The sequence below is a fragment of the Streptomyces sp. NRRL S-118 genome (assembly GCF_000716335.1).
Classification (GTDB): domain Bacteria; phylum Actinomycetota; class Actinomycetes; order Streptomycetales; family Streptomycetaceae; genus Streptomyces.
This window is the reverse complement of sequence record NZ_KL591011.1, coordinates 113,519-137,821: the sequence shown is the minus strand read 5'-3', so window position 1 is coordinate 137,821 and position 24,303 is coordinate 113,519. Positions and strand designations below refer to the sequence as shown.

Here is a 24,303-nt window from a genome sequence, read left to right as displayed (position 1 = left end):
CCCCGTCGCCTCCCAATTTCCGCACGGTGGGGGAGAATCGGGCCCGTGACCCTGAAGATCTCCATCGACGCGGGCTCCTCCACCGCCCCGTACGAACAGCTGCGCGCCCAGATCTCGGAGCAGGCCCGCTCCGGGCGGCTGCCGGTCGGCTACAAGCTGCCGACGGTCCGGGGCCTGGCGGAGGAGCTGGGCCTCGCCGCGAACACGGTCGCCAAGGCGTACCGGGTGCTGGAGGCCGACGGCGTGATCGAGACCCGCGGCCGGGGCGGCACGTTCATCGCCCCGGCGGCCGACGCCGCGGCCCGCCAGGCCGCTTCGGCGGCCGCCGCGTACGCAGCGGAGGCCCACCGCCTGGGCCTCACCCACGCCGACGCGCTCGCGGCGGTGACGGACGCGCTGCGCGCGGCGTACGGCGACTAGGGGTGTCCCGCCGGTCATGCCGGGTTCGCGACGCCCGGTGCCGCACCTCGCGGCGCTGTGGTGGGTCACCGCTGCTCCGCCGTGCGATGCACGGCACCGGACGCCATCGCGACGCGCGGGGCGGTCCGGTGCGCGCGACCGTGCTGCTCTACCGCCAGGTCGCGGTGTCGGGGTCGATGCCGTGGGCGCGCGCACTGGCGTCGATGATGCGGCGGAACCACACGGCGAGACCAGGGCGGATGCTGTCGTAGTGGGCGGCGAATCCCGGATCCTCCACGAACATGCGGCCGAGACAGACCTGCATCTGCCGGGTGAGGGGGAAGTACGAAGCGAACACCTCGCGGTGCCGCTCGACGAGGTGATCCGCTTCCGGACTCCCGGGTGTGACGCCGGCGTCCAGCGCATCCCCGAGGGCGCGTTCGAGGCCGGCCATCGCGTCGGCGACGGCCTGCCACTCCTCCGGACCACGGGACGCCGACCGCTCGGCGTACTGCCGCCATTGCGTCGTGTCTCCGTAGCGCTGACGGGCCTGGGCGGTCCAGTCCGGGTCCCACCGGGGGCCGAAGATCGCGGCCTGCTGCTCGACGGTCAGCAGCAGGCCGCGCTCGTGCGCGTCGATCATCCGGTCCAGTCCGGCGCTGAGCCGCTGGAGGCGGTCGATCCGTTCCGCAACCTGGGAGCGCTGCGCGCGCAACGCGCCGGGTACGTCCGCGGTCGAGTCGTCCAGGACGGCCCGGATCCTGTCCAGGCCGAGACCGACCTCACGGTAGACGACGATGCGGTGCAGGCGTTCCAGGTCACCGGCGGTGTAGAGCCGGTACCCGGCAGCCGTGCGCAGCGACGGCCGCGCCAGACCGATCTCGTCCCAGTGGTGCAGCGCGCGGACTGTCACGTCCAGGCGCGCCGAGACCTGACCGACGGTCAGGCCATCGGCGTCAGAGGCGTCAGGCATGCTCCTCATTGTCGCCGCGAGCGACGTCCGGATGGATGATGCCCATGGCTTCAAGGTTCCGCGCCTCCTGACTGTCCGGATCGAAGGGCTTCGCCGCAGTGAAGACGATCCGTGCGTTCTCGGGGGTGATCACCTCCACGTCACGGGTGGTCCAGGGGGTGTCCCGTGGACCGTCGACCGAGTCCGGGCGCACTGCACGACAGGCCTCGACGAGGGAATCGACCTGGCTGAGCACGCACGCGAAACCGAGGCTGATCGCCGGCGCCCGCTCCGGGACGTCCGCCGCCGAGACGAGGAGTACGTCCTGGAACGCCCACCGGCGCAGGTGCACCAGCCTGCCGGGGATGCTGAACAGCTCGAAGAACCCCAGCCCGCGAGTCCAGAAGTCCACCGACTCCGCCAGATCGGTCGTCGGGATCGTCGCGAACGCGGGCATTCCGTAGATGCCGCGGAACGGCTCCGGCGGAACCGCGTCCGGGCCGGGGGCGGGCACGGGACTCATCTCGAACGCGTTGTAGTGATCGCTCATGCACCCCACCTTCCAGCCTCACGCAACGTGAGGGTCAAGCCGGAAGTGCATCTCGCTCCACCGCGCCGGCGCGACGACGTGGTGGCCGGTACGACGCCGGCCGTGTCCCGCCCGGACGGCCCGGCACGCGGGCGCTCAGCCGGAGCGCCGCGCCTCGGCCGTCACCGCGGAGAACTCGACGGCGACGTCGTAGATGCCCGGACTGGACGTGACGGGCGTGCGCGGGTCCTCGGCCGCGGCGCGGGTGCGCTCCTGGAACCCGGCGTCCGCGGTCGCGGCTTCCCACGCCTCCTGGCTCTCCCAGTGCGACACGTTGACGAGCTGGTACCGGGTCTCCGACGAACGCGCCCGGTGCAGCCGGGAGTCGAGGAACCCGGGCTTGGCGCTCATCAGCGCGGCGCGCTCCTCCCACCGGGCGACGAACGCGTCGACCTGGTCGGCGGCTATCTCGAAGATGTTGATGAAGGTGACGGGCGTGCGCGTCGCGTCGGCCTGCCGGCTGTCCTCGGTCATGGGAACTCCGTGGTCGGATCGGTGTGCCGACGCCGCGCGGGGCCGGTACCACCGCCGTACGGCCGGGTCGGCCGGGGGCCGGGCGGTCCCCGTACCGGGGACGATACCGAAGGCGTCCGGTCCGTCCGGTGCCACTGCCTGTCGGCGCGTCAGGTGTGAGCGGGGTCACCGGAACCCCGGAGGGGGAGCGGACAGGACCGAGTGTGAATCATTCCTTGCGTGCCCGCATCAGGGCCGGTGACCCGGAGGCGTTCCGGGTCCTGTTCGACGAACACAGCCAGACGGTGTACCGGCACGCCGTGCGAGTCCTGGGCGACTGGGCGGCGGCCGAGGACGTGACCTCCCTCGTCTTCCTCGAGGCGTGGCGACTGCGCGAGGGCGTCCGGCCCGAATCCGCGGAGCCGCTGCGGCCGTGGCTGTTCGGCATCTGCACGAACGTGCTGCGCAACACGGCCCGCGCGGCACGCCGGCACGACGCGGCCCTCAGGCGTATGCCGGCGGGCCGGGCACAGCCGGACTTCGCGGATGAGCTGGTCGGGCGCCTCGACGACGCCGACGAACTCGCCGCGGCGCAGCGCGCCCTCGCCCGTCTCCGGCGCGGCGAGCGGGAGGTCTTCACCCTGTGCGTCTGGAGCGGCCTGAGCTACGCGGAGGCCGCCGAGGCGCTGGGCGTCGCGGTGGGCACGGTGCGCTCACGTCTCGCCCGGGCACGCAAGCGTCTGCTCAAGCTCTCCGCGGAAGAGCTGAGCGCACGATCGGGACGGCGGAACACGGAACCGCCCGCCGCCCGCGGACAGGTACGGGATGGCCACCCCCTGGTGGCCCGGTCACTGAGGAAGGCACACCGATGACGCGCGACGCCCTCACCCCCGAGGAAGAACTCCGCCGGCTCCTGCCGCCGCCGGGCGACCCGGTGCTGCCCGACGACCGCAGGTCTTCGATGGAGAGGCATCTCATGAGCGAGATACACCGGTCCCGCACCGACCGGGCCGACGAACACATCGCCCGCGTCCGCCCGGCGCCCCGGGTCCGCCGGGCGCTGCTCGCGGGCGCGGCGGCCACCGCGGCCCTCGCCGTGGCGGTACCGCTGGCGCAGCGGCCCGAGGCGGCGCCCCCGCGCACGGACTCGCCCACCTTCCTCCTGGCCGCCGCGGCGGACCAGGCGGCCCGGCAGCCCGGCGGCAAGCGCTACTGGCAGACCACCGGCACCGACCGGCAGGTGGTCGTCGCCAAGGGGCTCCCGACCCGCTTCGCCTTCACCTGCACCGACACGGTGACGGTGACGGTGGACACCGCGGCCGGGAAGCGGGGGCGGACCACCACCTCGGTCGAGGGCCAGGGCTGCCGCGGGCTGACGCCGGCGGACACGGCGGCCTGGAAGCAGGCCGGTTCACCCGCCACCTTCCCCAACACGGTCGGCGGCCGGACCGTCGTCAAGGGCGAGAACTCCACCCGGGAACTCGTACGGGGACCGGGCGCCGGGGCCATGTTCCCCGTCGGCAGGGCCCTGCTGCCGCTGGAGGAGGTGCGTGCGCTGCCCGACTCGCCGGAGGAGCTGAAGGCACTGCTGTCGAAGAAGCTGCATCCCCGGTACGACAAGGGCGTCAAAGCCTACGACATCGGCCCGCTGGACGAGCTCCGCGGCCTTCCGCCGGAGGAGGCCCGGAGGCTCCTCGAGGAGAGGACGCTGAACCGGCGGCTGTTCGCCGCCGCCCGGGACATCGTCCTGGACCTGCCGGCCGAGCCGGGCGCCCGCGCGGCCGCCTTCCGCCTGCTGGCCGGACTGCCGAAGGTGAAGGTCACGGAGCACGTGAAGGACGAGGCGGGCCGCAAGGGCACCGCGGTCTCCCTGCCGGCCTTCCAGCCGCCCATGGGCCAGGTGGAGGAGCGGCTGGTCTTCGACCCCGCCTCGTCCAGGGGCCTGGCGTCCGAGACCGTGCTCGTGCGCTCCGACCCGGGCACCCCTGCGTCGCTGCGCCCCGGGACGGTGGTCGCCTCCCGCACGGTGAGCGCGGCGGAGTGGTCCCACACGGCCCCCTGAGCCGAGACCGCGAGGTCCCGTCCGCCCGCCCGGGCGGACGGGACCTCGCGGGCCGGTCAGAGATACAGCCCCGCGTCGCGGCCACGTGCCTGGTCCGGGACCGCGGCAGGGGCGGTGCCGCGGCGCAGGGCGAACAGCTCCGCCAGGGTCGCCCCCTCGCGGCCGACGCCCTCCTCGGTGCCGAGCCACGCCACCGACTCCTCGCGCGTCAGGCGGCCGACCTCGATGCGGGCCAGGCAGCGGCCGGGGCGGACCACCGCCGGGTGGAGCCGCTCCAGGTCCTCGTTCGTGGTGACGCCCACCAGGACGTTGCGGCCCTGGCCGAGCAGACCGTCCGTCAGGTTCAGCAGCCGCGACAGGGCCTGGCCCGCCGTGTGCCTGGCCTCGCCGCGGATCAGCTCGTCGCAGTCCTCCAGGAGCAGCAGCCGCCAGCGGCCCTTCGCGGTGCCCTCGTCCTCGCCGATCGCGATGTCCATCAGGTAGCCGACGTCGTTGAACAGCCGCTCCGGGTCGAGCACGCAGTCGACCTGGCACCAGTCCCGCCACGACCGGGCGAGCGTGCGCAGCGCGGAGGTCTTGCCGGTGCCGGGAGGGCCGTGCAGGAGCAGCAGCCGGCCCGCGATGTCGTCGGGCGTGACCTTCATCAGCCGGTCCATCGCCTCCGCCACCGGAGCCGTGTAGTTGGGCCGCACCTCGTCCCACGACCCGGCGGCGATCTGCCGTGTCGTGCGGTGCGGGCCCCGGCGCGGGGACACGTACCAGAAGCCCATGGTCACGTTGTCCGGCTGCGGTTCCGGTTCGTCCTGCGCGCCGTCCGTCGCCTGTTTCAGGATCCGCTCGGCCAGCTCGGAGTCGACCGCGGTCACCGTCACGTCCGCGCCGCGGTTCCAGCGGGAGACCAGCAGCGTCCAGTTCTCGCCCTCGGCGAGGATCGCGCTGCGGTCGTCGTCGCGGGTGGCGCGCAGCACCGCGGCGCCCGGCGGGAGCAGTGTCGCGCCGGACTTGACGCGCTCGATGGTGACGCCGTGCGCGTACGGCTGCTCGCCCGTCGCGAAGCGCCCGAGGAACAGCGCGTCGAGGACATCGGAAGGGGAATCGCTGTCGTCGACGGTGAGCCGGATCGGCAGGGCGTCCTGCGGCTGGGATGGCGTGGCAGACATGCGCCCATGATCCGCCACGCGCGCCCTGCCCGCACGGTGTTTATGCGCGCGCCGGGGCGCTCCCTTCCGGGGCGCCGCGCACCAGCACGCCCCCGGTCCGGCGGGCGGCCCACCGGGCGCGGCGCACCACCGCGTACCCCTTCGTGAGCGCCCGGTCCTTCGCGAAGGCCCGCCCGATCGCCACGCCCTCCAGGAGCCGCCCGAACTCCTCGATGCCCGTGGCGCGCCGCACGGTCACCCGGCGCAGCGCGTACGGCCCCTGTACCCGCCGGGCGAGCGCATTGCCCACGGCGAGCGACTGCGCGAAGCCCGCCGCCCGCACCGCGTGCCGCACCCGGCGGCTGGAGTAGCCGTAGGGGTAGGCGAACGAGACGGGCGCGGCGCCCAGCTCGTCGGCGATGATCTCCCGGCACCGTACGGTCTCGAACGCCAGGCGCCGGTCGTCGAGTTGGTCCAGCTGGGGATGGGTGTGGGTGTGGCCGCCGATCTCGGTCCCGGCGGCGGCGAGGTCGCGCACCTGGTCCCAGTCGAGCATGGTGTCCAGGGCGCCGCCCTCCTCGTACGCGCCCCGCAGCCACCCCGTCGAGACGAACAGGGTGGCGGCGAAGCCGTACCGGGCCAGGACGGGCAGGGCGTGCCGGTGCACGCCCTCGTACCCGTCGTCGAAGGTGATCAGCACGGGGCGGTCCGGCAGGGCGGCGCCGGTCCGCCACGCGTCGCCCAGGCGGGCCGTCGTGACCGGGGTGAACCCGCGGGCGGCGAGCAGCCCCATCTGCGCGGCGAACGCCTCCGGCGCGACGGACAGCCCGTACGCCGCCCGCGCGGGCCGGTGCCCGACGGCGTGGTACATCAGGATCGGCACGGGAGGTGGGGCGGGCACGGCGGGCACGGAGCGCGAGCAGGTCCCGGGAGTGCTCATGGCACCACTCCGGTGGGTGATCCCGCGGCAGGTACGCCTCCGCCGGGCCCGTCCGCCGCGGGAGCGCCGCCGATCGGGCCGTGCGCGAAGGACGTGCCGCGGCCGCGACGCGACTGCCACGTCCCCCGGAGGTAGCCGCCCGCCGCCACCGCCGCACCGGTGACGATCGCGCCCGCCCGTCCCGCGCCGCCGGGCCGGGCGAGCACGAAGTCCCGTACGCCGCGGGCCACTCCGGCGGGCAGGACCCGGGAGGTGTAGTGCCGCTCGGTCTCCAGGCCCTTGCCGGCTCCCACGCTGCGGGCCACGAGGGCCTTCGACAGACCCTCGGCCCAGGCCCGGGCGCGGAAGTAGCGGTAGGTCTCGCGGGCGGCCGGGACCTTGTGGTGGATGACCGCACGGTCGTCGATGAGCAGGACCGCGCCCGGCAGGGCCTTGCCGAGCCGGATGCACAGTTCGGTCTCCTCGCAGCCCAGCGGCCGCTTGTCGCCGTCCCGCCCGATGCCGGTGGCGAAGCCGCCCGCCGCGTCGAAGGCGGTCCGCCGGAAGGAGGCGTTGCCGCCCAGGACGTTGCGCACGCGGACCCGCCCGGGCGGGAGCCCCCGGTACGTGCAGCCGACGACCCAGTCGAACTCCTCGGGGAACCAGGCCGGGCGCCGCCCCGACGCCCAGACCGGTACGGTCCGGCCCCCGACCGCCACCACGCGCGGATCGTCGTACGCCTCGTCGAAGCAACGCAGCCAGTCCCGTTCGGCGACGGCGTCGTCGTCGAGGAAGGCGACGATGTCGCCGCGGGCCGCCGCGATGCCGGTGTTGCGGCCGGCCGAGAGGCCGCGGGGGCCCGCGTTCGCGAGCACCCGCACCTCCTGCCCGGCGTCCTCGTACTCCCGGCCGAGCCGCTCCAGCAGCGCCGCGTTGTGGTCGACCACGAGCAGCGTCTCCAGGGCCGGCCGGGACTGCCGGCGCACCGAGCCGACCGCCGCGAGGATGTCCTCCCAGCGGTCCTCGGTGTACGCGCAGATCACCACGGAGAACCGGCGAGCGCTCAAGGCCCGGACACCTCTCCTCGCGGCACGCCGACCGGGAAGTCGGCCGTCCGGCGGCGCGCGGCGCCCCGGACGCCCTTCTCGCGGAGGATCACCTTCAGGACGCGGATGCCGTCGCGCAGGGCGTTGAGGTTGCTCACGCCATGGATGCGCAGGTATTCGTGGCTGGGGACCTCCTGGACCCGCAGGCCCGCCTTGACGACCCGGATGTTGATCAGCGTCTCGATCTCGAAGCCGGTGCAGTCCAGGGCGATGCTGTCGAGGCAGTGGCGCCAGAAGGCGTTGTAGCCGTAGCAGAGGTCGGTGTAGCGGGCGCCGAACTTGGCGTTGACGATGGCGCACAGGGCGCGGTTGCCGATCCGGCGGACGAAGGTCATGTCGTCCGTGCCGCCGCCGTTGGCGAAGCGGGAGCCCTTGGCGAAGTCGGCGCCGCCGACCAGCGCGGAGACGTAACTGACGATCTCCTGCCCGTCGGCCGAGCCGTCCGCGTCGACCATCACGATGATGTCACCGGTGCAGGCGGCGAAGCCGCTGATCAGAGCGTCCCCCTTGCCCTTGCCGATCTGCTTGACGACCTTGACGTCGGGCCGCAGCTCGCGGGCGACCTCGACGGTGGCGTCGGTGGAGTTGCCGTCGACCAGCACGACCTCGTGGATCCAGTCGGGCAGGGTCTTGAAGACGTGCGGAAGGTTCTCCGCCTCGTTCATGGCGGGAATGACCACGCTCACCGGCGGCGCGATGGCCAGGTGGGACGTGATGGCCCGGTAACGGGCTGATATTCGGCTCGCTGTACGCCGGCCGGACTCGGCTGACGCGACGGCGGAGTCGCTCATGAGTCGGTTCCCTCTCGTCCGGTGGACCGCCCGCCCCCGGGCGGTCCTGATGAGTTTCCGGTTCGAAAGGGGGGGTCTCACCCCGGTCATGACGGAATGGATCTCCGTACGGAATGGGGCGAGCTGATATTGCCGGCCGCACGCGGACACGCCTCGGCACAAGAACGCACCGTGCACGGCACCCCCCTCGGGAGGGTTCCTTCCGTGACCTGCCGGACCTGCGGGCGCACGGCGCGCGCTCGTCGAACCGGCCTGATGCGGAAGACACCCCCTACCGCGCCCCGTCCGTGTCCCTCGCGGCCTCTAGCCCTCCCCTGAGCCGACGTGCGTGAGGGACCGATGCGGGTGATGTACGACGGTATTGATAAATGCGACTGTATGGCAAGACCTGGACCGTGGGTCACCTTTTTGCTTCTTTGGTCCATCCCGATCGCATTTCTTCGATCTTTGGCAAAAGACGCAGGGGAAGGGTCGCTCGGTTCCGGCTGAATTCCCGATCATGCGCCGGAAATCCGGGAGAAGATCCTTCCGTCCCGCCCGGGTGTATTCAGGTGTGCTGCTTTTTCCCGTGCGACACACGGGAAACGGCCCCGAGCGGCGCGGAGGGCGGCGACGACCGCCACCGTGCCCCGTAGGACCACACGTGCAGCGCCACCGTCGCTTCGGCGACGACCGCGTCCACCGCGCCCGCGCCCGCCACGGCGAGGACCGTCCGGGTCGTCGGCTCCAGCCGGCGCGGTGCCGCGGCGAGCCCCGCCGCCGGGGCGGCCGGCAGGAAGAAGAGGCCGAACGGCGCGCGCAGCGGCGTCTCGTGGCCGGCCGGTGCCGGCGCGGCACCTGTTGCCCCCGACGGCGGCCGCCGCGCCCGCGAGCGCGTGCGGCGCGTCCCCGCGGCACCACCTCACGCCGGGCACCGCGGGGGCGTCCCCGCGGCGACGCGGGGCCGGCCTGCCGCGGAGTCGTGGCCCATGCGCCCCGCTGGTCCGTCAGCCCCCGCGACGCCGCCCCGACTTCCCGAGGTCAGACCCAAGTTACCCGCAAGTCTTGGCATGGACACTCCATGCTGCTACCAACAATTCAGGCAGAAATCCTGCTCACAGGGAGGTTCCATGAAACTGTCCCGAGCCGCGGCATTATCCTCCTCACTCCTCCTGAGCGCCGTCCTCGCCCTGACCGGGGCGGGGGCGGCGCAGGCCGCTTCGTCGGCAGCCGTCGACTACGTGGCCCTCGGCGACTCCTACTCCTCCGGAGTCGGCGCCGGGAACTACGACAGCGCGAGCGGCAGCTGCAAGCGCACCCCCCGCGCCTACCCCGCCCTGTGGGCGGCCGCCAACTCCCCCTCCTCGTTCGCCTTCACGGCCTGCTCCGGCGCCCGTACGAACGACGTGACGGCCAACCAGCTGGGCCCGCTCTCCTCCGCCACCGACCTCGTCTCCCTCACCATCGGCGGCAACGACGCCGGCTTCGCCGACGTCATGACCACCTGCGTGCTGCAGTCCGAAGCCACCTGCCTCGCGCGGGTCGAGGAGGCCAAGCGGTACGTCGACAGCACCCTGCCCGCCCGCCTCGACACCGTGTACACGGCCATCAGGAGCAAGGCACCGTCGGCCCGCGTCGTCGTCCTCGGCTACCCGCGCTTCTACAAACTGGGCGGCAGCTGCGTCGCCGGCCTCACCGAGAACGAACGCCGCGCCATCAACGGCGGCGCCGACCACCTCAACGCCGCCACCGCCAAGCGCGCGGCCGACCACGGCTTCGCCTACGCGGACGTCGCCCCGGCCTTCACCGGCCACGAGATCTGCTCGGGCGCCTCCTGGCTGCACAGCGTGAACTGGCTCAACATCGGCGATTCCTACCACCCCACCGCCGCCGGGCAGTCCGGCGGTTACCTGCCCGTCTTCAGGGCGACGGCGTGACCGTGTGACCGGGTGACGACGGGGGGTCGCCCGTCGGGCTCCCGTCGTGGCACGTGATCGAGAACGCCACCCAGTTCGACCGTGCCGCGACCGGGCTCCGGACCTCCAGCCGGACCCGGTCGCGGTACGTCCCGCCCTCGCCGTGCGTCGCCGCCGCGGTGTGCCCGACCTGCTGCTCCGTGTGCTCGCCCGCGCCGAACTCCAGCGTCCGCCAGGCCGATCCGGACTCCTCGTGACTCTCGCCCACCCAGCGGTAGCCGACGGACATGGGGGTGCGCCCCACCGTGATCGTGCCGGTGAACGCCGGGGCTTTCCCGGGCGGCGGCGGGCACGTCCCGCTGTGACTGCCGCGCTCCGCCCGGACGTGGACCAGGACCGTCCGGTGGGGCGGGGGAGTGCTCGCCGCGGTGGACGGAGCCGGGTCCGAGGGCGAACCGGCGGACTGGGACGGCTCCGGTGACGCCCGCGTCGGCGCCGTACCGGTGGGGCCGGTGCTTTCCGGCGTGCCCGCACCGCCCGGCGCGGCGCCCCCGGCGCCGCCCGCGTCCCGCTCGCGCAGCAGCGCGTACGTGAGGCCGCCGGCCGCCAGCAGCAGGAGGACCACCCCGGCCACGAGGACGGCGACCGCGCGCCGCGGCTGCCGCCCGGGCCGCGCCGTCGCGACGGTCGCACCGGAGGCCGCCGGGCCCGCCGGGCCCTCCGACGGGAACGCCGCGACCACGGGTGCGGAGGTGTCCGACGCGGTGACCGGGGCGGTACGGGCGGTGCCGCCCGCGCCGATGACCCGCAGGCGGTGGGCCGCCTCGTCGGCGGTGAGCCGCTCGCTCGGGTCCTTGCGCAACAGCCCCTCGATCACCGGCGCCAGCGGCCCGGCCCGGCGCGGCGGCGGCAGCTCCTCGTCCACCACGGCGCGCAGGGTGCTCAGCGGGGTGTTCCGACGGAAGGGGGAGCCGCCCTCGACCGCCGCGTACAACAGGACGCCGAGCGACCACAGGTCCGAGGCGGGACCCGGCGTGCGCCCCAACGCCCGTTCGGGCGCCAGGAATTCTGGCGAGCCGATCAGCTCTCCCGTCATGGTGAGGTTCGACGTGCCCTCCACCGCCGCGATGCCGAAGTCCGTCAGCACCACCCGGCCGTCGTTGGCCAGCAGCACGTTGCCCGGCTTGACGTCCCGGTGCAGCACTCCCGCCTCGTGCGCGGCGCGCAGGGCCGCCAGCACCTCCGCCCCGATGTGCGCGGCCCGCCGGGGCGGCACCGGTCCCTCGGCGTCGAGCACGTCCGACAGCGTCACCCCGCGGACCAGCTCCATCACGATCCACGGCCGGCCGTCCTCGGTGGCCACGTCGTACACCGTGACCACGTTGCGGTGGGAGACCCGGGCGGCCGCCCATGCCTCGCGCTCCAGCCGCGCGTACAGCCGCTGTTCGTCCGCCGCGCCCAGCCCGGCCGGCGCGCGCACTTCCTTGACGGCCACCTCGCGGCCCAGCACATCGTCACGAGCGCGCCACACGACGCCCATCCCGCCTTCACCGAGCGGACCCAGCAATCGGTAACGCCCCGCCACCAGCCGTTCCCCACCGGGCCTTTCGGTCACAGAGCCCCCTTCAGACGGTGTGGCGGAAACCACTCCAAGTTAGCCGAAGTCAGGTCGACTGGGAACGTGTCCAACTCGCCCTGGAATCGGATGTATTCGGAGAGTAATCGTCAACACCCGTACGTGGGTGGTGAATCACGTTCACCGGGATACACGAGTGTGAGGCCGGGGCGATAGGCTTAACCTGCCCGGGCCGGGTGACTTCGTACGGGTGGGGAGTGACATGGATCAGATAACAGTGCGCAGCAGGGCACGTGTGCCCGCGATCACCTGCGGGAGCAGCGCGACCAGTTCGCGGCTCGACCGCCACCTCTCGGTGCTCGGCGGCCCGGCCGTCCCGCAGCGCGAGGCGGCCGAGGCGACGCTGCTCATGCGGGAACTGACGACGCGTGATGTCGCGCACACCCGTACGAGCAAGAGCGCGCGCGTGCGGCTCTTCGCGCCGCTGCGCCGCCTGCGGCGCTCGCTCTTCGGCAACCACGGCTGACCCCGGGCGCAGGGCCTTCCCGGTCCTGACGGCTCCGTGCGCCCGGCCCGCCCGCACCCGTCCCCGGACGCCTCCCGGAACCCCACCCCGCGTCCCCGGTGCCACGGCGCACGTCCCGGATCACCGGGGCGCGCCGCCGCGGCCCGACCGGTCCCGGCACCGGGCCCCGCGCGGAACGTGCCTGCCTGCGTGCCGGTCCGTTCCACCGGCTCCGGCGAAACGTCTCTCCGTCCCGGTGGGCCGCCTGGCCCGTCCGGGACGGGCCCGGCGGCCCACCGACGGCGGCGGTCGCCGGCCGTCCCGTGGCGTCAGGCGGTGAGGCCCGCCCGCCGCAGCTCCGCGCGCAGACCGGCCGGGACGCCCAGCTCGTCGAGGACCGCCTCCGTGTGCTCCCCCAGGGCCGGCACCGCCCCCATCCGGGGTTCCGCCCCGCCGGGCAGCGTGATCGGCGGCAGCATCGCCCGCAACGGGCCCACCGCCGTGTCCACCTCGCGCCACCGGTCCCGCGCCGCGAGCTGCGGGTGGGCCGCCACGTCCGCCACCGTGTTGAGCCGGGCGCACGCGATGCCCGCCGATTCCAGGCGCTCGACGGCCTCCGCCGTGCCCAGCCGGGCCAGTGCCTCCGCCACCACCGCGTCCGTCTTCTCACGGTGCGACACGCGGGCGGTGTTCGTCGCGAAGGCCGGATCGTCGCCCAGCTCCGGACGCCCCAGCACCAGGTCGGCCAGCCGCCGCCACTCGCGGTCGTTCTGCACCGACAGCAGCACCTGGCCCCCGTCGGCCGTCGGGTAGGCGTCGTACGGCGCGATGACGGCGTGCGCGACCCCCGTGCGCGCCGGTGCCTCGCCCCCGTGCATCCCGTGGTGCAGCGGATGCCCCATCCACTCCGCGAGCGACTCCAGCATGGAGATCTCCACCGGTCCGCCGCGCCCCGTCGTCGCCCGCCGCAGCAGCGCCGCCAGCACCCCCGAGAACGCGTACATCGCCGCCGCGATGTCGGCCGCGGGGATCCCCGCCTTGACGGGCTGCTCCGGCGTTCCGGTCACCGACACCAGCCCCGCCTCGCACTGCACGAGCATGTCGTACGCCCGCTTGTGCGCGTACGGGCCGCCGGCCCCGTACCCCGAGATGTCCACGGCGATCAGCCTCGGGTCGGCGGCGCACAGCGTCGCCGCGTCCAGGCCGAGCCGTGCCGCCGCCCCCTGCGCCAGGTTCTGGACGAAGACGTCGGCGCCCGCCACGAGCCGGCGCGCCACCTCCAGCCCGCGCGGGTCCTTGAGGTCCAGGGCGACGGACTCCTTGCCCCGGTTGCACCACACGAAATGGGAGGCCAGGCCCGCCGCCGCGGTGTCGTACCCGCGCGCGAAGTCACCGCCGTCCGGGCGTTCGATCTTGATGACCCGCGCCCCGAGGTCGGCGAGCTGCCGGGTGGCGAAGGGCGCGGAGACGGCCTGCTCGACGGCGACGACGGTGACGCCCTCGAGGGGCAGCGGCAGAGTGCTCATGCAGCCGTACCTATCGTGTACGTACCACCTTTGTCACCCCTCGGGCGCCGCGTATCTGCGCACCGCCAGGGGTACGCACACCGCCAGCAGCGCCAGCGACCAGCACAGCGAGCCCGCGACCGGGTGCGCCACCGGCCAGGCCGCGCCCTCGGGCACGGGCGCGTTGCCGAACAGGTCGCGCAGCGCCGTCGTCACCGCCGATATCGGATTCCACTCGGCGACCGTGCGCAGCCAGCCCGGCATGCCGTCGGTCGGGATGTACGCGTTCGACAGCAGCGGCAGCATGAACGTGGCGCTGCCGAGCTGACCCGCCGCCTCCTCGCTGCGCGAGGCGAGGCCCAGCAGGATCCCCACCCACGTCGTGGCGAACCGGAACAGCAGCAGCAGCCCGAAGGCCCCCACCGCGGCCGGCGCCCCGCCGTCGATCCGCCATCCCATCGCCAGCCCCACGAGCATCAGCGGCACCAGCCCCACGGCGGTGGTCAGCAGGTCGGCCACGGCCTGCCCCAGCGGTACGGCCGCACGGCTCATGGGCATCGAGCGGAAGCGGTCCATCACGCCCCGGTGGGAGTCCTGGGCCGCGGTGAACATGCCGGTCATGATGCCGTTGGCGGCGGTGGCGACCAGGAGCCCCGGCACCAGGTAGGGGCGGTAGTCGTCGCCGGGCATCGCCAGCGCGGTGCCGAAGACGTACCCGAAGAACAGCAGGAAGGCGATCGGCATGGTGTGGGTCATGACCACGATCGCCGGTGCGTGCCGGATGCGCTTGAGGTGACGTCCGAGGACGGCCGTACCGTCGATCAGAACGGCGCTCACGCGGCGTGCTCCTCACGGGTCGTCGTGCCGGTGGCACGGGTACCGGTACCGGTCCGGGGCGTCGTGCCCGACGTCAGGCGCAGGAAGACCTCGTCCAGGGTGGGCGGGCGCAGGGCCGCGTCGATGACGGGCACGCCCGCCGCGTCCAGCTCCCGCACCAGCCGGGGCAGGGTGAGCGTCGGGTCGGTGCTCACCGCCCGGGCGGTGCCGGCCTCCCTGTCGAGGGCGGGCTCGGAGCCCGTGAGCCGGTCGAGCACGGCAGCGGCGGCGGGCAGTCCCGACGGGTGCGCGACGACGACCTGCGCATAGCCGCCGATCAGCGCCTTGAGCTCGGCGGGTGTGCCCCGGTGGGCCGCCCGCCCCTCGTCGATCAGCACGATGTCGTCGGCGAGCCGGTCGGCCTCCTCCAGGTACTGGGTGGTGAGCAGCACGGTCGTGCCCAGGGACGCCACCTCCCGTACGGCGTCCCAGACGGCGTTCCTGCTGCGGGGGTCCAGACCGGTGGTCGGTTCGTCCAGGAAGAGCACGGCCGGGCGGACCAGGAGGCCGGCGGCGAGGTCGAGCCGGCGCCGCATGCCGCCGGAGTACGTGCGCGCCGGGCGCCCCGCGGCCTCCGTCAGCCCGAACCGCTCCAGCAGCTCGTCGGCGCGGGTGCGGGGGACCCGCAGCAGGCGGGCGAACAGCCGCAGGTTCTCGGCTCCGGTCAGGTCGCCGTCCACGGAGGCGTACTGGCCGGTCACGCTGATGCGGCGGCGTACCGCGGAGGGTTCGCGCACCACGTCGTGGCCCGCGACCCGTGCGCTGCCGGAGTCGGGCGCGGCGAGCGTGGTCAGTACCCGCACGGCCGTGGTCTTGCCCGCTCCGTTCGGTCCCAGGAGCCCGCACACCGAGCCCTGACGGACCGCCAGGTCGAGCCCGCGCAGGGCGCGGACGTCACCGTACCGCTTCTCCAGACCTTCACTAAGTACAGCGTACGTAGAAGTCATGGTGGCACCGTACCGCACTACGTACGGTGTACGTAACTACGATGGGGGCGAGGTGATGAACCATGGCGGGCCGAGCGGCCGAACCCGAAGTGATCTGGGCGCGCCCCGAGCGCACGGGCCGGGGCCCCAGGCCCGCGTACCGGCGCGCCGACATCGCGGCGGCGGGGGTGCGGATCGCCGACGCCGACGGCATCGACGCGGTCTCGATGCGGCGCGTGGCGGCCGAGCTGGGCTGCGGCACGATGTCGCTCTACAACTACGTGAGCTGCAAGGCCGACCTGTACGAGCTGATGGTCGACGCGGTCAGCGGCGAGTACGAACTGCCCGACGCGCCGAGCGGAGACTGGAAGGCCGACATGCTGGCCCTGGGCCGGCAGACCCGGGGCATCATGTACCGCCACCCGTGGCTGACCCGGGTGATGTCGACCGTGTACGGCTACAGCCCCAACGCCCTGCGCTACCTGGAGTTCTGCCTGGCCTGCCTGGCTCCGCTGGAGGTGCCGGGCGGCACCCGGATGGAGGTGATCGGGGCGGTCAACGGAACGGTCATGGCCGTGGTCGCCAACGAGCTGGCCATGGCCGAGCGCAGCCGCTCGCTGCCCTGGACGGAGGAGCAGGAACAGGCGGTGCGCGCCGCGTACCTGATGCGGGAGCTCGCCGGTGGCGCGTACCCGCGGCTCGCGGAGGTCCTCGCGCAGGCACCGGCGGCCATCGACGCCGACGAGGTCTTCGAGCGCACGCTCCGGCGGGTGCTGGACTCCTTCGGCTGAGCCCCTACAGCAGGGCCAGCTGGCCCTCGGGCCCCTCCTCCTCCCGGTCCAGGACGGAAGCGGGGCGGCGGGCCGCGCCGGGCACGGGGAGCACGCCGGCCGCGCGCAGCTCCGCGGGGGTGATCGTCGGGACCCCGGTCAGGTCGGGCCGGCCGGACTCCAGCCGGGCCTGGAGCGCCAGCACCGTGATCAGCTCCAGCAGCTCGGACGTCCACGCCTGGGGCCAGGCGGCGGGGCGGATCGCCTCGAGGGTGCCCGGCTCGGCCGGTGCGGTGCGGTGCCCGAACCACAGCTCCAGCATCCGCACGCCGCCCACGCGGTAGTCCCACGCCTCGGCCGGGACGGGCGCGACCCGGCCCGTGTCGCCCACCAGGAGGACCTCCCCGGCCGCGTCGTACGACAGCGTCCGCGGGTGCGGCGGCAGCGCGGCACGGACGTAGGGCCGGCGCCCGCCGGGCAGCCGGGGGCGCTCGCCGCCCCGGGCGCCGCGCACCTGCACCGTCGTCATGCGGCGGCCCAGGGCCACGCCCGACTCCCAGACGAGCGGGTCGGCGGGCAGCGGGACGACGCACCCCGCGGGGGAGGGACGGGCGGCGGCCAGCGCCCACGCCAGCACGTCCTCGGCGGCGACCTCGGTGTCGTACCGTCCGCTCAGCACCTCCGGCAGCCCCGGTGCCACGTTCGGCTCCCGGCCGCCGGGGCGCCGGTACAGCGGCCGGATGCGGCCCGGGCGGCCCGCGGGGGAGCGCCCGTCGGGCAGCGCCGCCGACACCAGCAGCGCGGGCCCCGGGGCCTGCGGGACGTACCCCTGCTCGACGGCGAACAGCTGCCGCTCGTCGGCCACCCGCCACAGCTCGGGCCGCGCCGCGTCCAGCAGCCGGTGATCGGGCAGCAGCCACTGCTCGTCGAACGGCCCGTGCGCCAGCCGTACCGGCTCCGGGCACGGCCCCGCCTCCCGCGCCAGCCGGGCCGTCCCGGTGCGCTGCCCGGGCAGCGCGGCGACCGAACTCGTCAGCGTCCGCGCCCGGCTGGGCCGGAACAGCGCCTCCCGCTCGTCCCGGCCGGCCCGCACCAGCGCGTCCCAGCGGGCGCGCAGCGCGGCCGCGTCCGGGGCGACGACCCAGGCCCGCCCCGGCCGCAGCGGCGCCACCGACCACGGCATCAGGTCGTCGAGGAGCACGTCATCCGTCACCCGCCGCATGCTAGTGACGGCAATCAGTCCGCCTCCACCGTGACCGTGAAGGAGAACCGGTCGCCGCGGTAGCGGATCCGTGCCACGTCCACCACCCGGCCGTCCTCGTCGTACGTCACGCCCGTGTAGTGCAGGATCGGCGACAGCAGCGGGACCTGGAGCAGCTCGGCCGTCTCCGGGTCGGCCAGCCGGGCCTCCACGGTGTCGGTGATGCGGCTGATCCGCACCCCGACCGCGTCGCGGAGGACCTTCGTCATCGGCCACCGCTCCAGGTCGGCGAGGTCGATGCCGGCCGCGATGTCCGGGCGGACGGCGTTCTCCGCCCAGTTGGTGGGCTCACCGCTCTCCCCGTCGCAGCGCAGCCGCCGGTACGTGACGACCTCCGCCACGTCCGGGAAGTGCTCGGCGAGCTCCACCGGGAGCCCGCCGGGCACCGCCGCCGTGCCATGGCCGAGAATCGTCGTCCGCTCGCCCGACTGCTGGGCCACGATCGCGTCGATCGAGCCGAGCAGCCGGCGCGGGGTGGAGCGCCGGGCGCCCGGCTCGATGAACGTGCCACGCCGCCGGTGCCGGCTGATCAGGCCCTCGGCCTCCAGCTCCTTGAGCGCCTGCCGCATGGTCAGCACGCTCACCCCGTAGTGGGCGGCCAGCTGCTCCTCGGTGGGCAGGCGCAGCGACGCGTCCGGCGCACGCCCGAGTATCGAGGCGCGCAGGGACTGCGAGACCTGGTACCAGAGCGGCAGCTTGCGGTTCAGGACCAGTGAGTCGGGGGCGAAGGCGGTCACGGCAACTCCGTACGACGGCGACGAGACGGCCCGGCGGGCGGCGGGCCTATGGCCGGAAGTGGCGCTCAAGACCCTGCCACACGTCGTCGTACCCGCGCTGCAGGTGGTCGGCGTTCGCCGCCTGGGCGGTGGTCGTCAGCGGCCACCGCGTCTCGAACATGAACGCCAGCCCGTCGTCGATCTTCTGCGGCTTCAGCTCGGCGGCGCTCGCCTTGTCGAAGGTCTCACGGTCCGGGCCGTGCGCCGACATCATGGTGTGGAGCGAGCCGCCCCCGGGGACGAAGCCCTCGGCCTTGGCGTCGTACGCGCCCTCGATCAGGCCCATGTACTCGCTCATCACGTTGCGGTGGAAGTACGGCGGCCGGAAGGTGTCCTCGCCGACCAGCCAGCGCGGCGCGAAGACGACGAAGTCGACGCCCGCGAGGCCGGGGGTGTCGGACGGGGAGGTGAGCACGGTGAAGATCGACGGGTCGGGGTGGTCGTACGAGATGGTGCCGAGGACGTTGAAGGTGCGCAGGTCGTAGACGTACGGGACGTGGTTGCCGTGCCAGGCGACGACGTCCAGCGGGGAGTGGCCGTACGTCGCGGTCCACAGGTTGCCGCAGTACTTGTTCACCACCTCCACCTCGCCCTCGACGTCCTCGTACGCGGCGACCGGCGCCCGGAAGTCCCGCGGGTTGGCCAGGCCGTTGGCGCCGATCGGGCCGAGGTCGGGCAGCTGGAACGGCTGGCCGTAGTTCTCGCACACGTAGCCGCGCGCGGTCTCGTCCAGCAGCTCCACCCGGAAGCGCACGCCACGCGGGATCAGCGCCACCTCTCCGGGCCGGGCGGCGAGGATGCCCAGCTCGGTGCGGAGCAGCAGCCCGCCGCGCTCGGGGACGATCAGCAGCTCGCCGTCGGCGTCGCTGAAGACCCGGTCCATGGACGTGTCGGCGTGGTAGAGGTGCACCGCCATGCCGGTGCGCTGGGCGGCGTCGCCGTTGCCGCCGAGGGTCCACAGGCCGGCCAGCCAGTCGGTGCCGGGCGCCGGGTCGGGGAGCGGGTTCCAGCGCAGCCGGTTCGGGTCGGGGACGGTCTCGGTGAACGGCGCGGTGCGCAGGGCGCCGTTGTCGGTGCGCACGAAGGGCGGGTGCGCGGCCGAGGGGCGGATCCGGTAGAGCCACGAGCGGCGGTTGTGGGCGCGCGGCTCGGTGAACGCGGAGCCGCTCAGCTGCTCGGCGTACAGGCCGAGCGGGGCCCGCTGCGGGGAGTTCCGGCCGAGCGGCAGGGCGCCGGGCACGGCCTCGGAGCTGTGCTCGTTGCCGAAGCCGGAGGAGTACTCCAGGCCCTCGGCGAGCTTCCGCGCCTGTTCGGTGTCGTTCATCGTCATCGACCGCTCCTGCTCCAGAAGGAATCCTATGTAAGACCGTAGGATTCCGTGGCGCCCACGTCAACGGCATCGGGTGCGGGCGAGGTGGGGCTGGGACGAAACCCGTGCGCGAGGGGTTCCCAAAGATGAACAACGCTCTACTCTCACGGGCATGGCCCGCATGCCGTGGAAAGCCAGGCTCCTCGCCGTCGTCTCCGCCGCGCTCGTGGTCCTGGTGGGCGCTCCCGCCGCCCGGGCCCACGAGGAACGGCCCGTCGCCTTCCCCGACGGCTCGGGCAGCGTGCCCGTGCTGCGCACCGGGGAGCCGGACCTGCTGGTGTGCAAGACCGACCCGGACGACTTCGCCCGCCGCACCGCGCGCTTCCCGCCGCTCATCCGGGACCGCAACGAACGGCTCTTCGCGCGCTGCGTCCGGGACGGGTACCGGCACGTGCAGCAGGCCGTCGACGCCGTCGACCGGCCCGGCATGACCATCGCGATCCTGCCCGGGCTGTACGAGGAGGAGCCCTCGCTGCCGCCGCCCGCGGGGGCGTGTGCCGCCCTGGACGCCCCGCGGTCGTCGTTCGGCTACCAGGTGCTGTCCTACGCCCAGCAGCGGCAGTGCCCCCACAACCAGAACCTCGTCGCGATCCTCGGCAAGAAGGACCTGCAGATCGAGGGCACCGGAGCGGACCGCACCGACGTCGTCATCGACGCGAAGTACCGCAAGCTCAACGCGATCAGGGCCGACGGCTCCGACGGCGTCTACTTCCGCAACTTCACCGCCCAGCGCACCACCTTCAACTCGCTGTACGTCCTCGCCGCCGACGGCTTCGTCATCGACGACGTGCTGACCCGGTGGAACGACGAGTACGGCTTCCTCACCTTCGCCAGCGACCACGGCCTGTACAAGAACTGCGAGTCGTACGGCAACGGCGACTCCGGCATCTACCCGGGCAGCGCGTCGGACATCAACGACGGCCGCGGCTACGGCGTCCCCCGCTACTCGATCGAGATCACGGGCTGCCGGAGCCACCACAACATGGTCGGCTACTCGGGCACGGCCGGGGACTCCGTGTACGTCCACGACAACGAGTTCGACCACAACATGGGCGGCGCCTCGATGGACAGCGCCTTCCCCGGACACCCCGGACTCCCGCAGAACCACGCCCGCTTCGCACGCAACGACATCCACGACAACAACCAGGACTACTACCGGTACGTCGCCGACGGCACCTGCGCCCGGCCGCCCGCCGAACGGGGCTACGAACAGGGCGTCGTCTGCCCGCAGATATCCATGCCGCCCGGCTCCGGCATCATCACCGCCGGCGGCAACTGGAACCTGTACGAGGACAACTGGATCCACGGCCACCGGCGCACGGCCTTCTACCTCAGCGCCGTCCCGGCCTTCATCCGGGGCGAGAGCGCGTGGTCGAAACAGGCCGACACCTCGCACCACAACCGGTACGCGGGCAACCGGCTCGGCGTCGACAAGGCCGGCAACCCGCGGCCGAACCGCACCGACGTGTGGTGGGACGGACAGGGCAGCGGCAACTGCTGGCAGCCGGACACCGGATCCTCGACGCCCCGCACCCTGCCCACCTGCGGAGCCCGGCGCGGCGAGGTCTCCGGAGGTTCCCATCGGCTCGTCGGGGAACCCGTCAAGCTCGTCCAGCTCCTCGTCTGCGCCGACTACGACGTCCGGGCGCGGCGGCTGCCGGCCGGCTGCGACTGGTACGGCGCCCGCGGCCTCGCACGCGTCGAGACCCAGCTCGCCCTCGGCACCGCCGCCGTCCTCACCCTCGTCGGGGGCGTCCTGTGGTGGCGCCGGCTGCGCACCGGCCGGCTCGCCGGGGCGGCCGCGGCGGCGGGTGCGGCGGGGCTCGCGCTGGACGTCGCCGGCTCGACGACGGGCCTCGCCGCCGGGTACGTCCCGGCCCTCGCGCTGCTGCTCCTGGGTGCGGGGTGGACCGGGCTGGGCCTCGCGCTGCGGCGCGCCGGCCGCCGCGGCCTGGGCCGGACGACCGTGGCGCTGGGCGTCGTCACCCTCCTCGACGCCTTCGACAAGGCGGTCGTCATGATCCCCTGGACCCCGGTGAGCCCCGCGTGGCTGCGCACCCTGCTCGCGGTGGTGTGGGTGCTCGGCGCGGTCGCCGCGTCGGCCCCGGGACCGGGGCGCGGGGAGGCGGGGGAGCGCCCCGACGGCGTTCCGGACCGGGACCCGGACGGTCCTCGGGACCCGGACGGTTCTCGGGACCCGGACGGTTCTCGGGCCCGGACGGTTCTCGGGACCCGGACGGTTCTCGGGACCTGGATGCTCCCCGGCATCCGGACGGCCCGCCGCGGCCGGCGGGAGGGGCCCGCCGCGGGCCCGGGCGCCCGGCCGGCGCCTCCGGCAGAGGCCCATGGCCGGTGGCCGCCTCGCCGGCGGTCGCCTCCGCCGTGGCCGCGGCAGTGGCCGTGGCCACGGTCGCCGGATGCGGCGGCCCCGCCACCACCCACCACAAGCCCGGCACCAGCCACCAGGAGGCGACCGGCTCCACGGGCACGCTGCTGGACGCGGAGGACGGGACCGGGCACCGGCTGCGACAGGTGCCGCCGCAGGGCGCGCCCGCGATACGGCTCACCGCACGGCGCGACTCGGAGGACGGCTGGAACGTCCACCTCGACGTACGGGACTTCCGCTTCACGCCGCAGAGCGCCGGCGGCGCCGCGCTGCCCGGCCGCGGCCACGCCCGCCTCCTCCTCGACGGCCGGCCCGTGGCTCGCGTCTACGGTCCCTGGCACCACCTGCCCGGCAGCGCGCTGCCGCCCGGCGCCCGCACCCTCACCGCCCGCCTCCACGCCGACGACCACACCGCCTGGGCCGTGCGCGGCAGACCCGTCGAGGCCACGGTCGGGCTCGGGCCCGCGGACGATGCCCGTGCCGACCGGACGCTGGACATCACCGTCACCGGAGGCGCCGTACAGCCGCCCCCGCGCCGGGTCGAGGTGAAGCGGGGTGAGCGCCTCGCCCTCACCGTCACCAGCGACCGCGACGACACGCTCCACGTCCACGGCTACGACAAGGAGGCTCCGCTGCCCGCCGGCCGGCCCACCACGCTCACGCTCACGGCCGACCGCACCGGGCTGTTCGCGGTCGAGACCCACGCGTCCGGCCTGGTCCTCGTGCAACTCGCCGTACGGTGAGGCCGTTCACGCCGCTGCCGCTGGCCCACGGGGTGGGATCCACGCACGACCTGCCGGTCCCGCCGTTCTACGCCTTCGCCGGTGCGTTCGCCGCGCTGTTCGTCTCCTTCCTCGGGCTGGGCCTGCTGTGGTCGGTGTCCCGCTTCCGCGGTGACCGCTCGGGCCGTGCGCTTCCCGCCTGCGTGCAACGCGCCGCCAGCGCGCGGCCCCTGCGCGCCGCCCTGCGCGGACTGGGCTCGGCGGCCTGCCTGTTCGTGGTCCTCCACCTCGTCCTCGGCCCCGACGACCCCGCTCGCAACCCCGCCGCCGGCGCCGTCCACGTACTGTTCTGGGTCGGTCTCCTCCCCGCATCCCTCCTCCTCGGACCCGTCTGGCGCCTCCTCAACCCGCTGCGCGCCCTGCACGCGCTCCTTCCCCGCCGCCCGGCGGCCGGCCGCCCCCTGCCGCCCCGCCTCGGCATGCGGCCCGCCGCCGCCGGCCTGCTCGCCTTCACCTGGCTGGAACTCGCCTCGCCCCACCCCGCGTCCCGTGCCTCCCTCCTCGCCTTCCTGACCCTCCACACCGTCGTCCACCTCGCCTGCGCCGCCCGCTACGGCGAGCGCTGGTTCACGCACGCGGACCCCTTCGAGGCGTACTCCACGCTCCTGGCCCGGCTCTCCCCGTTCGGCCGCCGCGCCGACGGCCTGCTCGTCCTGCGCCATCCCCTCCACGGCCTCGACTCCACCCCGCCCACCCCCGGCCTGGTCGCCACCGTCTGCGTCCTGCTCGGCTCCACCGCCTACGACGGAATCCGCGACACCCCCGCCTGGATCACCACCCTCCAGACCTCACCCCTCGGCCGCACCGCCACGGCCACTCTCGGCCTGGTCGCCGCCGTCGCCCTCGTCGCCACCCTCTACTGCCTGTGCGCCGGCGCCACGCGGCTCCTCTCCGGCCCGCTCGCCCACCCGCTCGGCGCCTTCGCCCACTCCCTCGTCCCCATCGCGCTCGGCTATCTCGTCGCCCACTACGCCACACTTCTCGTCACCGAAGGGCCACGCACCGTCATCATGGCGCTCGGCGTCGACCATCCCCCTCCGGCCGCTCCGCCCCTGAGCCCCGGCGGGATCGCGGCGCTGCAGATCGGCGCCGTCGTCACCGGCCACGTCCTCGGTGTCGTCGCCGCGCACGACCGCGCCGTCCGCCTCTTCCCGCCGCACCGCGCCGTCGTGGGACAGCTCCCGCTGTTCGCGCTGATGATCGTGTACACCCTCGGCGGCATCGGCCTGCTCGTCGCGTGACGCACGTCCCGCGGCGGTGGGCCGA

At 74.2% G+C, this 24,303-nt stretch carries 22 protein-coding genes and 1 pseudogene; 9 read left to right on the top strand and 14 right to left on the bottom strand.

Going from position 1 to position 24,303, the window contains the following annotated elements:
- The first annotated feature begins 45 nt into the window (after positions 1-45).
- On the top strand, positions 46-420 hold the full coding sequence (locus tag IH00_RS0120320) for a GntR family transcriptional regulator (RefSeq protein WP_031075583.1): 375 nt from the start codon (positions 46-48) through the stop codon (positions 418-420).
- A gap of 148 nt (positions 421-568) precedes the next feature.
- Here the strand turns inward: IH00_RS0120320 and IH00_RS0120315 are convergent, their stop codons facing one another.
- The 3 genes from IH00_RS0120315 to IH00_RS0120305 all read right to left on the bottom strand — a co-directional run bounded on the left by IH00_RS0120315 (position 569) and on the right by IH00_RS0120305 (position 2,414).
- A complete protein-coding gene (locus tag IH00_RS0120315; RefSeq protein ID WP_031075579.1) occupies positions 569-1,372 on the bottom strand; it encodes a MerR family transcriptional regulator in 804 nt (267 codons plus the stop codon).
- Positions 1,365-1,901 (bottom strand): VOC family protein, encoded by a 537-nt coding sequence (locus IH00_RS0120310; RefSeq protein WP_031075576.1) that lies wholly within the window; start codon positions 1,899-1,901, stop codon positions 1,365-1,367. The genes IH00_RS0120315 and IH00_RS0120310 overlap by 8 nt, the downstream gene beginning before the upstream one ends.
- 135 nt (positions 1,902-2,036) lie before the next feature.
- Complete coding sequence (locus IH00_RS0120305; protein WP_031075575.1) at positions 2,037-2,414, bottom strand: antibiotic biosynthesis monooxygenase family protein; 378 nt, start codon at positions 2,412-2,414, stop codon at positions 2,037-2,039.
- A 203-nt stretch (positions 2,415-2,617) separates the two neighbouring features.
- Here IH00_RS0120305 and IH00_RS0120300 point away from each other — a divergent pair, with 203 nt between their 5' ends.
- A complete protein-coding gene (locus IH00_RS0120300; RefSeq protein WP_031075573.1) occupies positions 2,618-3,265 on the top strand; it encodes an RNA polymerase sigma factor in 648 nt (215 codons plus the stop codon).
- Entirely contained in the window at positions 3,262-4,455 is a 1,194-nt protein-coding gene (locus IH00_RS0120295) for a hypothetical protein (RefSeq protein WP_031075571.1), read from the top strand. The genes IH00_RS0120300 and IH00_RS0120295 overlap by 4 nt, the downstream gene beginning before the upstream one ends.
- A 56-nt stretch (positions 4,456-4,511) precedes the next feature.
- On the opposite strand, the gene IH00_RS0120290 is transcribed toward IH00_RS0120295, so the two are convergent.
- Genes IH00_RS0120290 through IH00_RS0120275 form a run of 4 tightly spaced genes read right to left on the bottom strand, consistent with a single transcriptional unit; the run spans position 4,512 to position 8,410 of the window.
- Positions 4,512-5,615 carry a DUF5925 domain-containing protein gene (locus tag IH00_RS0120290; protein ID WP_031075570.1) on the bottom strand — a complete coding sequence of 368 codons (1,104 nt, stop codon included), beginning with the start codon at positions 5,613-5,615 and terminating at the stop codon, positions 4,512-4,514.
- 40 nt (positions 5,616-5,655) lie between these two features.
- Positions 5,656-6,534 carry a polysaccharide deacetylase family protein gene (locus tag IH00_RS0120285; protein WP_052411519.1) on the bottom strand — a complete coding sequence of 293 codons (879 nt, stop codon included), beginning with the start codon at positions 6,532-6,534 and terminating at the stop codon, positions 5,656-5,658.
- Entirely contained in the window at positions 6,531-7,580 is a 1,050-nt protein-coding gene (locus IH00_RS0120280; protein WP_052411518.1) for a glycosyltransferase family 2 protein, read from the bottom strand. Before IH00_RS0120280 ends, IH00_RS0120285 begins: the two co-directional genes overlap by 4 nt.
- Positions 7,577-8,410, bottom strand: coding sequence for a glycosyltransferase family 2 protein (locus tag IH00_RS0120275; RefSeq protein WP_031075564.1), 834 nt, complete (start codon positions 8,408-8,410; stop codon positions 7,577-7,579). The genes IH00_RS0120280 and IH00_RS0120275 overlap by 4 nt, the downstream gene beginning before the upstream one ends.
- Positions 8,411-9,519: 1,109 nt before the next feature.
- Between IH00_RS0120275 and IH00_RS0120265 the strand changes: the two genes are divergently transcribed.
- Positions 9,520-10,326, top strand: a complete 807-nt coding sequence (locus IH00_RS0120265) for an SGNH/GDSL hydrolase family protein (protein ID WP_031075562.1) — start codon at positions 9,520-9,522, stop codon at positions 10,324-10,326.
- Here the strand turns inward: IH00_RS0120265 and IH00_RS0120260 are convergent.
- A complete protein-coding gene (locus tag IH00_RS0120260) occupies positions 10,310-11,920 on the bottom strand; it encodes a serine/threonine-protein kinase (RefSeq protein WP_039947235.1) in 1,611 nt (536 codons plus the stop codon). The two genes, IH00_RS0120265 and IH00_RS0120260, sit on opposite strands and share 17 nt — an antisense overlap.
- Before the next feature lie 223 nt (positions 11,921-12,143).
- On the opposite strand from IH00_RS0120260, the gene IH00_RS0120255 reads away from it, so the two are divergent.
- On the top strand, positions 12,144-12,407 hold the full coding sequence (locus tag IH00_RS0120255) for a hypothetical protein (RefSeq protein WP_031075559.1): 264 nt from the start codon (positions 12,144-12,146) through the stop codon (positions 12,405-12,407).
- Positions 12,408-12,715: 308 nt separating this feature from the next.
- On the opposite strand, the gene IH00_RS0120250 is transcribed toward IH00_RS0120255, so the two are convergent.
- From IH00_RS0120250 to IH00_RS0120240, 3 genes are read right to left on the bottom strand one after another with little or no spacing between them, the layout of a single operon-like run.
- Complete coding sequence (locus IH00_RS0120250) at positions 12,716-13,912, bottom strand: CaiB/BaiF CoA transferase family protein (RefSeq protein WP_031075556.1); 1,197 nt, start codon at positions 13,910-13,912, stop codon at positions 12,716-12,718.
- Between the two features lie 33 nt (positions 13,913-13,945).
- Entirely contained in the window at positions 13,946-14,728 is a 783-nt protein-coding gene (locus tag IH00_RS0120245) for an ABC transporter permease (protein ID WP_031075554.1), read from the bottom strand.
- Complete coding sequence (locus IH00_RS0120240) at positions 14,725-15,714, bottom strand: ATP-binding cassette domain-containing protein (RefSeq protein WP_078887858.1); 990 nt, start codon at positions 15,712-15,714, stop codon at positions 14,725-14,727. The genes IH00_RS0120245 and IH00_RS0120240 overlap by 4 nt, the downstream gene beginning before the upstream one ends.
- Before the next feature lie 62 nt (positions 15,715-15,776).
- On the opposite strand from IH00_RS0120240, the gene IH00_RS0120235 reads away from it, so the two are divergent.
- Complete coding sequence (locus IH00_RS0120235) at positions 15,777-16,484, top strand: TetR/AcrR family transcriptional regulator (protein WP_031075551.1); 708 nt, start codon at positions 15,777-15,779, stop codon at positions 16,482-16,484.
- A 4-nt stretch (positions 16,485-16,488) separates the two neighbouring features.
- On the opposite strand, the gene IH00_RS0120230 is transcribed toward IH00_RS0120235, so the two are convergent.
- The 3 genes from IH00_RS0120230 to hmgA are packed head-to-tail and all read right to left on the bottom strand — an operon-like array spanning position 16,489 to position 19,824.
- Complete coding sequence (locus IH00_RS0120230; RefSeq protein ID WP_031075549.1) at positions 16,489-17,685, bottom strand: type ISP restriction/modification enzyme; 1,197 nt, start codon at positions 17,683-17,685, stop codon at positions 16,489-16,491.
- Between the two features lie 14 nt (positions 17,686-17,699).
- On the bottom strand, positions 17,700-18,461 hold the full coding sequence (locus tag IH00_RS0120225) for a GntR family transcriptional regulator (RefSeq protein WP_031075548.1): 762 nt from the start codon (positions 18,459-18,461) through the stop codon (positions 17,700-17,702).
- 46 nt (positions 18,462-18,507) lie between these two features.
- A complete protein-coding gene (hmgA, locus tag IH00_RS0120220; protein WP_031075546.1) occupies positions 18,508-19,824 on the bottom strand; it encodes a homogentisate 1,2-dioxygenase in 1,317 nt (438 codons plus the stop codon).
- Between the two features lie 166 nt (positions 19,825-19,990).
- Between hmgA and IH00_RS0120215 the strand changes: the two are divergent.
- The 3 genes and pseudogenes from IH00_RS0120215 to IH00_RS0120200 form a co-directional block, all read left to right on the top strand.
- A pseudogene (locus IH00_RS0120215) lies at positions 19,991-22,021 on the top strand (right-handed parallel beta-helix repeat-containing protein); the annotation flags it as partial.
- 779 nt (positions 22,022-22,800) lie between these two features.
- On the top strand, positions 22,801-22,998 hold the full coding sequence (locus IH00_RS45465) for a hypothetical protein (RefSeq protein ID WP_420710892.1): 198 nt from the start codon (positions 22,801-22,803) through the stop codon (positions 22,996-22,998).
- Complete coding sequence (locus IH00_RS0120200) at positions 22,995-24,278, top strand: hypothetical protein (protein WP_234334901.1); 1,284 nt, start codon at positions 22,995-22,997, stop codon at positions 24,276-24,278. The genes IH00_RS45465 and IH00_RS0120200 overlap by 4 nt, the downstream gene beginning before the upstream one ends.
- Positions 24,279-24,303: the final 25 nt, after the last annotated feature.

What these genes read in the sequence shown, in the direction of transcription:
- IH00_RS0120315 (WP_031075579.1), bottom strand. Translation starts at nt 1,372, where the DNA reads ATGCCTGACGCCTCTGACGCCGATGGCCTGACCGTCGGTCAGGTCTCG.
- IH00_RS0120310 (WP_031075576.1), bottom strand. Translation starts at nt 1,901, where the DNA reads ATGAGCGATCACTACAACGCGTTCGAGATGAGTCCCGTGCCCGCCCCC.
- IH00_RS0120305 (WP_031075575.1), bottom strand. Translation starts at nt 2,414, where the DNA reads ATGACCGAGGACAGCCGGCAGGCCGACGCGACGCGCACGCCCGTCACC.
- IH00_RS0120295 (WP_031075571.1), top strand. Translation starts at nt 3,262, where the DNA reads ATGACGCGCGACGCCCTCACCCCCGAGGAAGAACTCCGCCGGCTCCTG.
- IH00_RS0120290 (WP_031075570.1), bottom strand. Translation starts at nt 5,615, where the DNA reads ATGTCTGCCACGCCATCCCAGCCGCAGGACGCCCTGCCGATCCGGCTC.
- IH00_RS0120285 (WP_052411519.1), bottom strand. Translation starts at nt 6,534, where the DNA reads ATGAGCACTCCCGGGACCTGCTCGCGCTCCGTGCCCGCCGTGCCCGCC.
- IH00_RS0120275 (WP_031075564.1), bottom strand. Translation starts at nt 8,410, where the DNA reads ATGAGCGACTCCGCCGTCGCGTCAGCCGAGTCCGGCCGGCGTACAGCG.
- IH00_RS0120265 (WP_031075562.1), top strand. Translation starts at nt 9,520, where the DNA reads ATGAAACTGTCCCGAGCCGCGGCATTATCCTCCTCACTCCTCCTGAGC.
- IH00_RS0120255 (WP_031075559.1), top strand. Translation starts at nt 12,144, where the DNA reads ATGGATCAGATAACAGTGCGCAGCAGGGCACGTGTGCCCGCGATCACC.
- IH00_RS0120250 (WP_031075556.1), bottom strand. Translation starts at nt 13,912, where the DNA reads ATGAGCACTCTGCCGCTGCCCCTCGAGGGCGTCACCGTCGTCGCCGTC.
- IH00_RS0120240 (WP_078887858.1), bottom strand. Translation starts at nt 15,714, where the DNA reads ATGACTTCTACGTACGCTGTACTTAGTGAAGGTCTGGAGAAGCGGTAC.
- IH00_RS0120235 (WP_031075551.1), top strand. Translation starts at nt 15,777, where the DNA reads ATGGCGGGCCGAGCGGCCGAACCCGAAGTGATCTGGGCGCGCCCCGAG.
- IH00_RS0120230 (WP_031075549.1), bottom strand. Translation starts at nt 17,685, where the DNA reads ATGCGGCGGGTGACGGATGACGTGCTCCTCGACGACCTGATGCCGTGG.
- hmgA (WP_031075546.1), bottom strand. Translation starts at nt 19,824, where the DNA reads ATGAACGACACCGAACAGGCGCGGAAGCTCGCCGAGGGCCTGGAGTAC.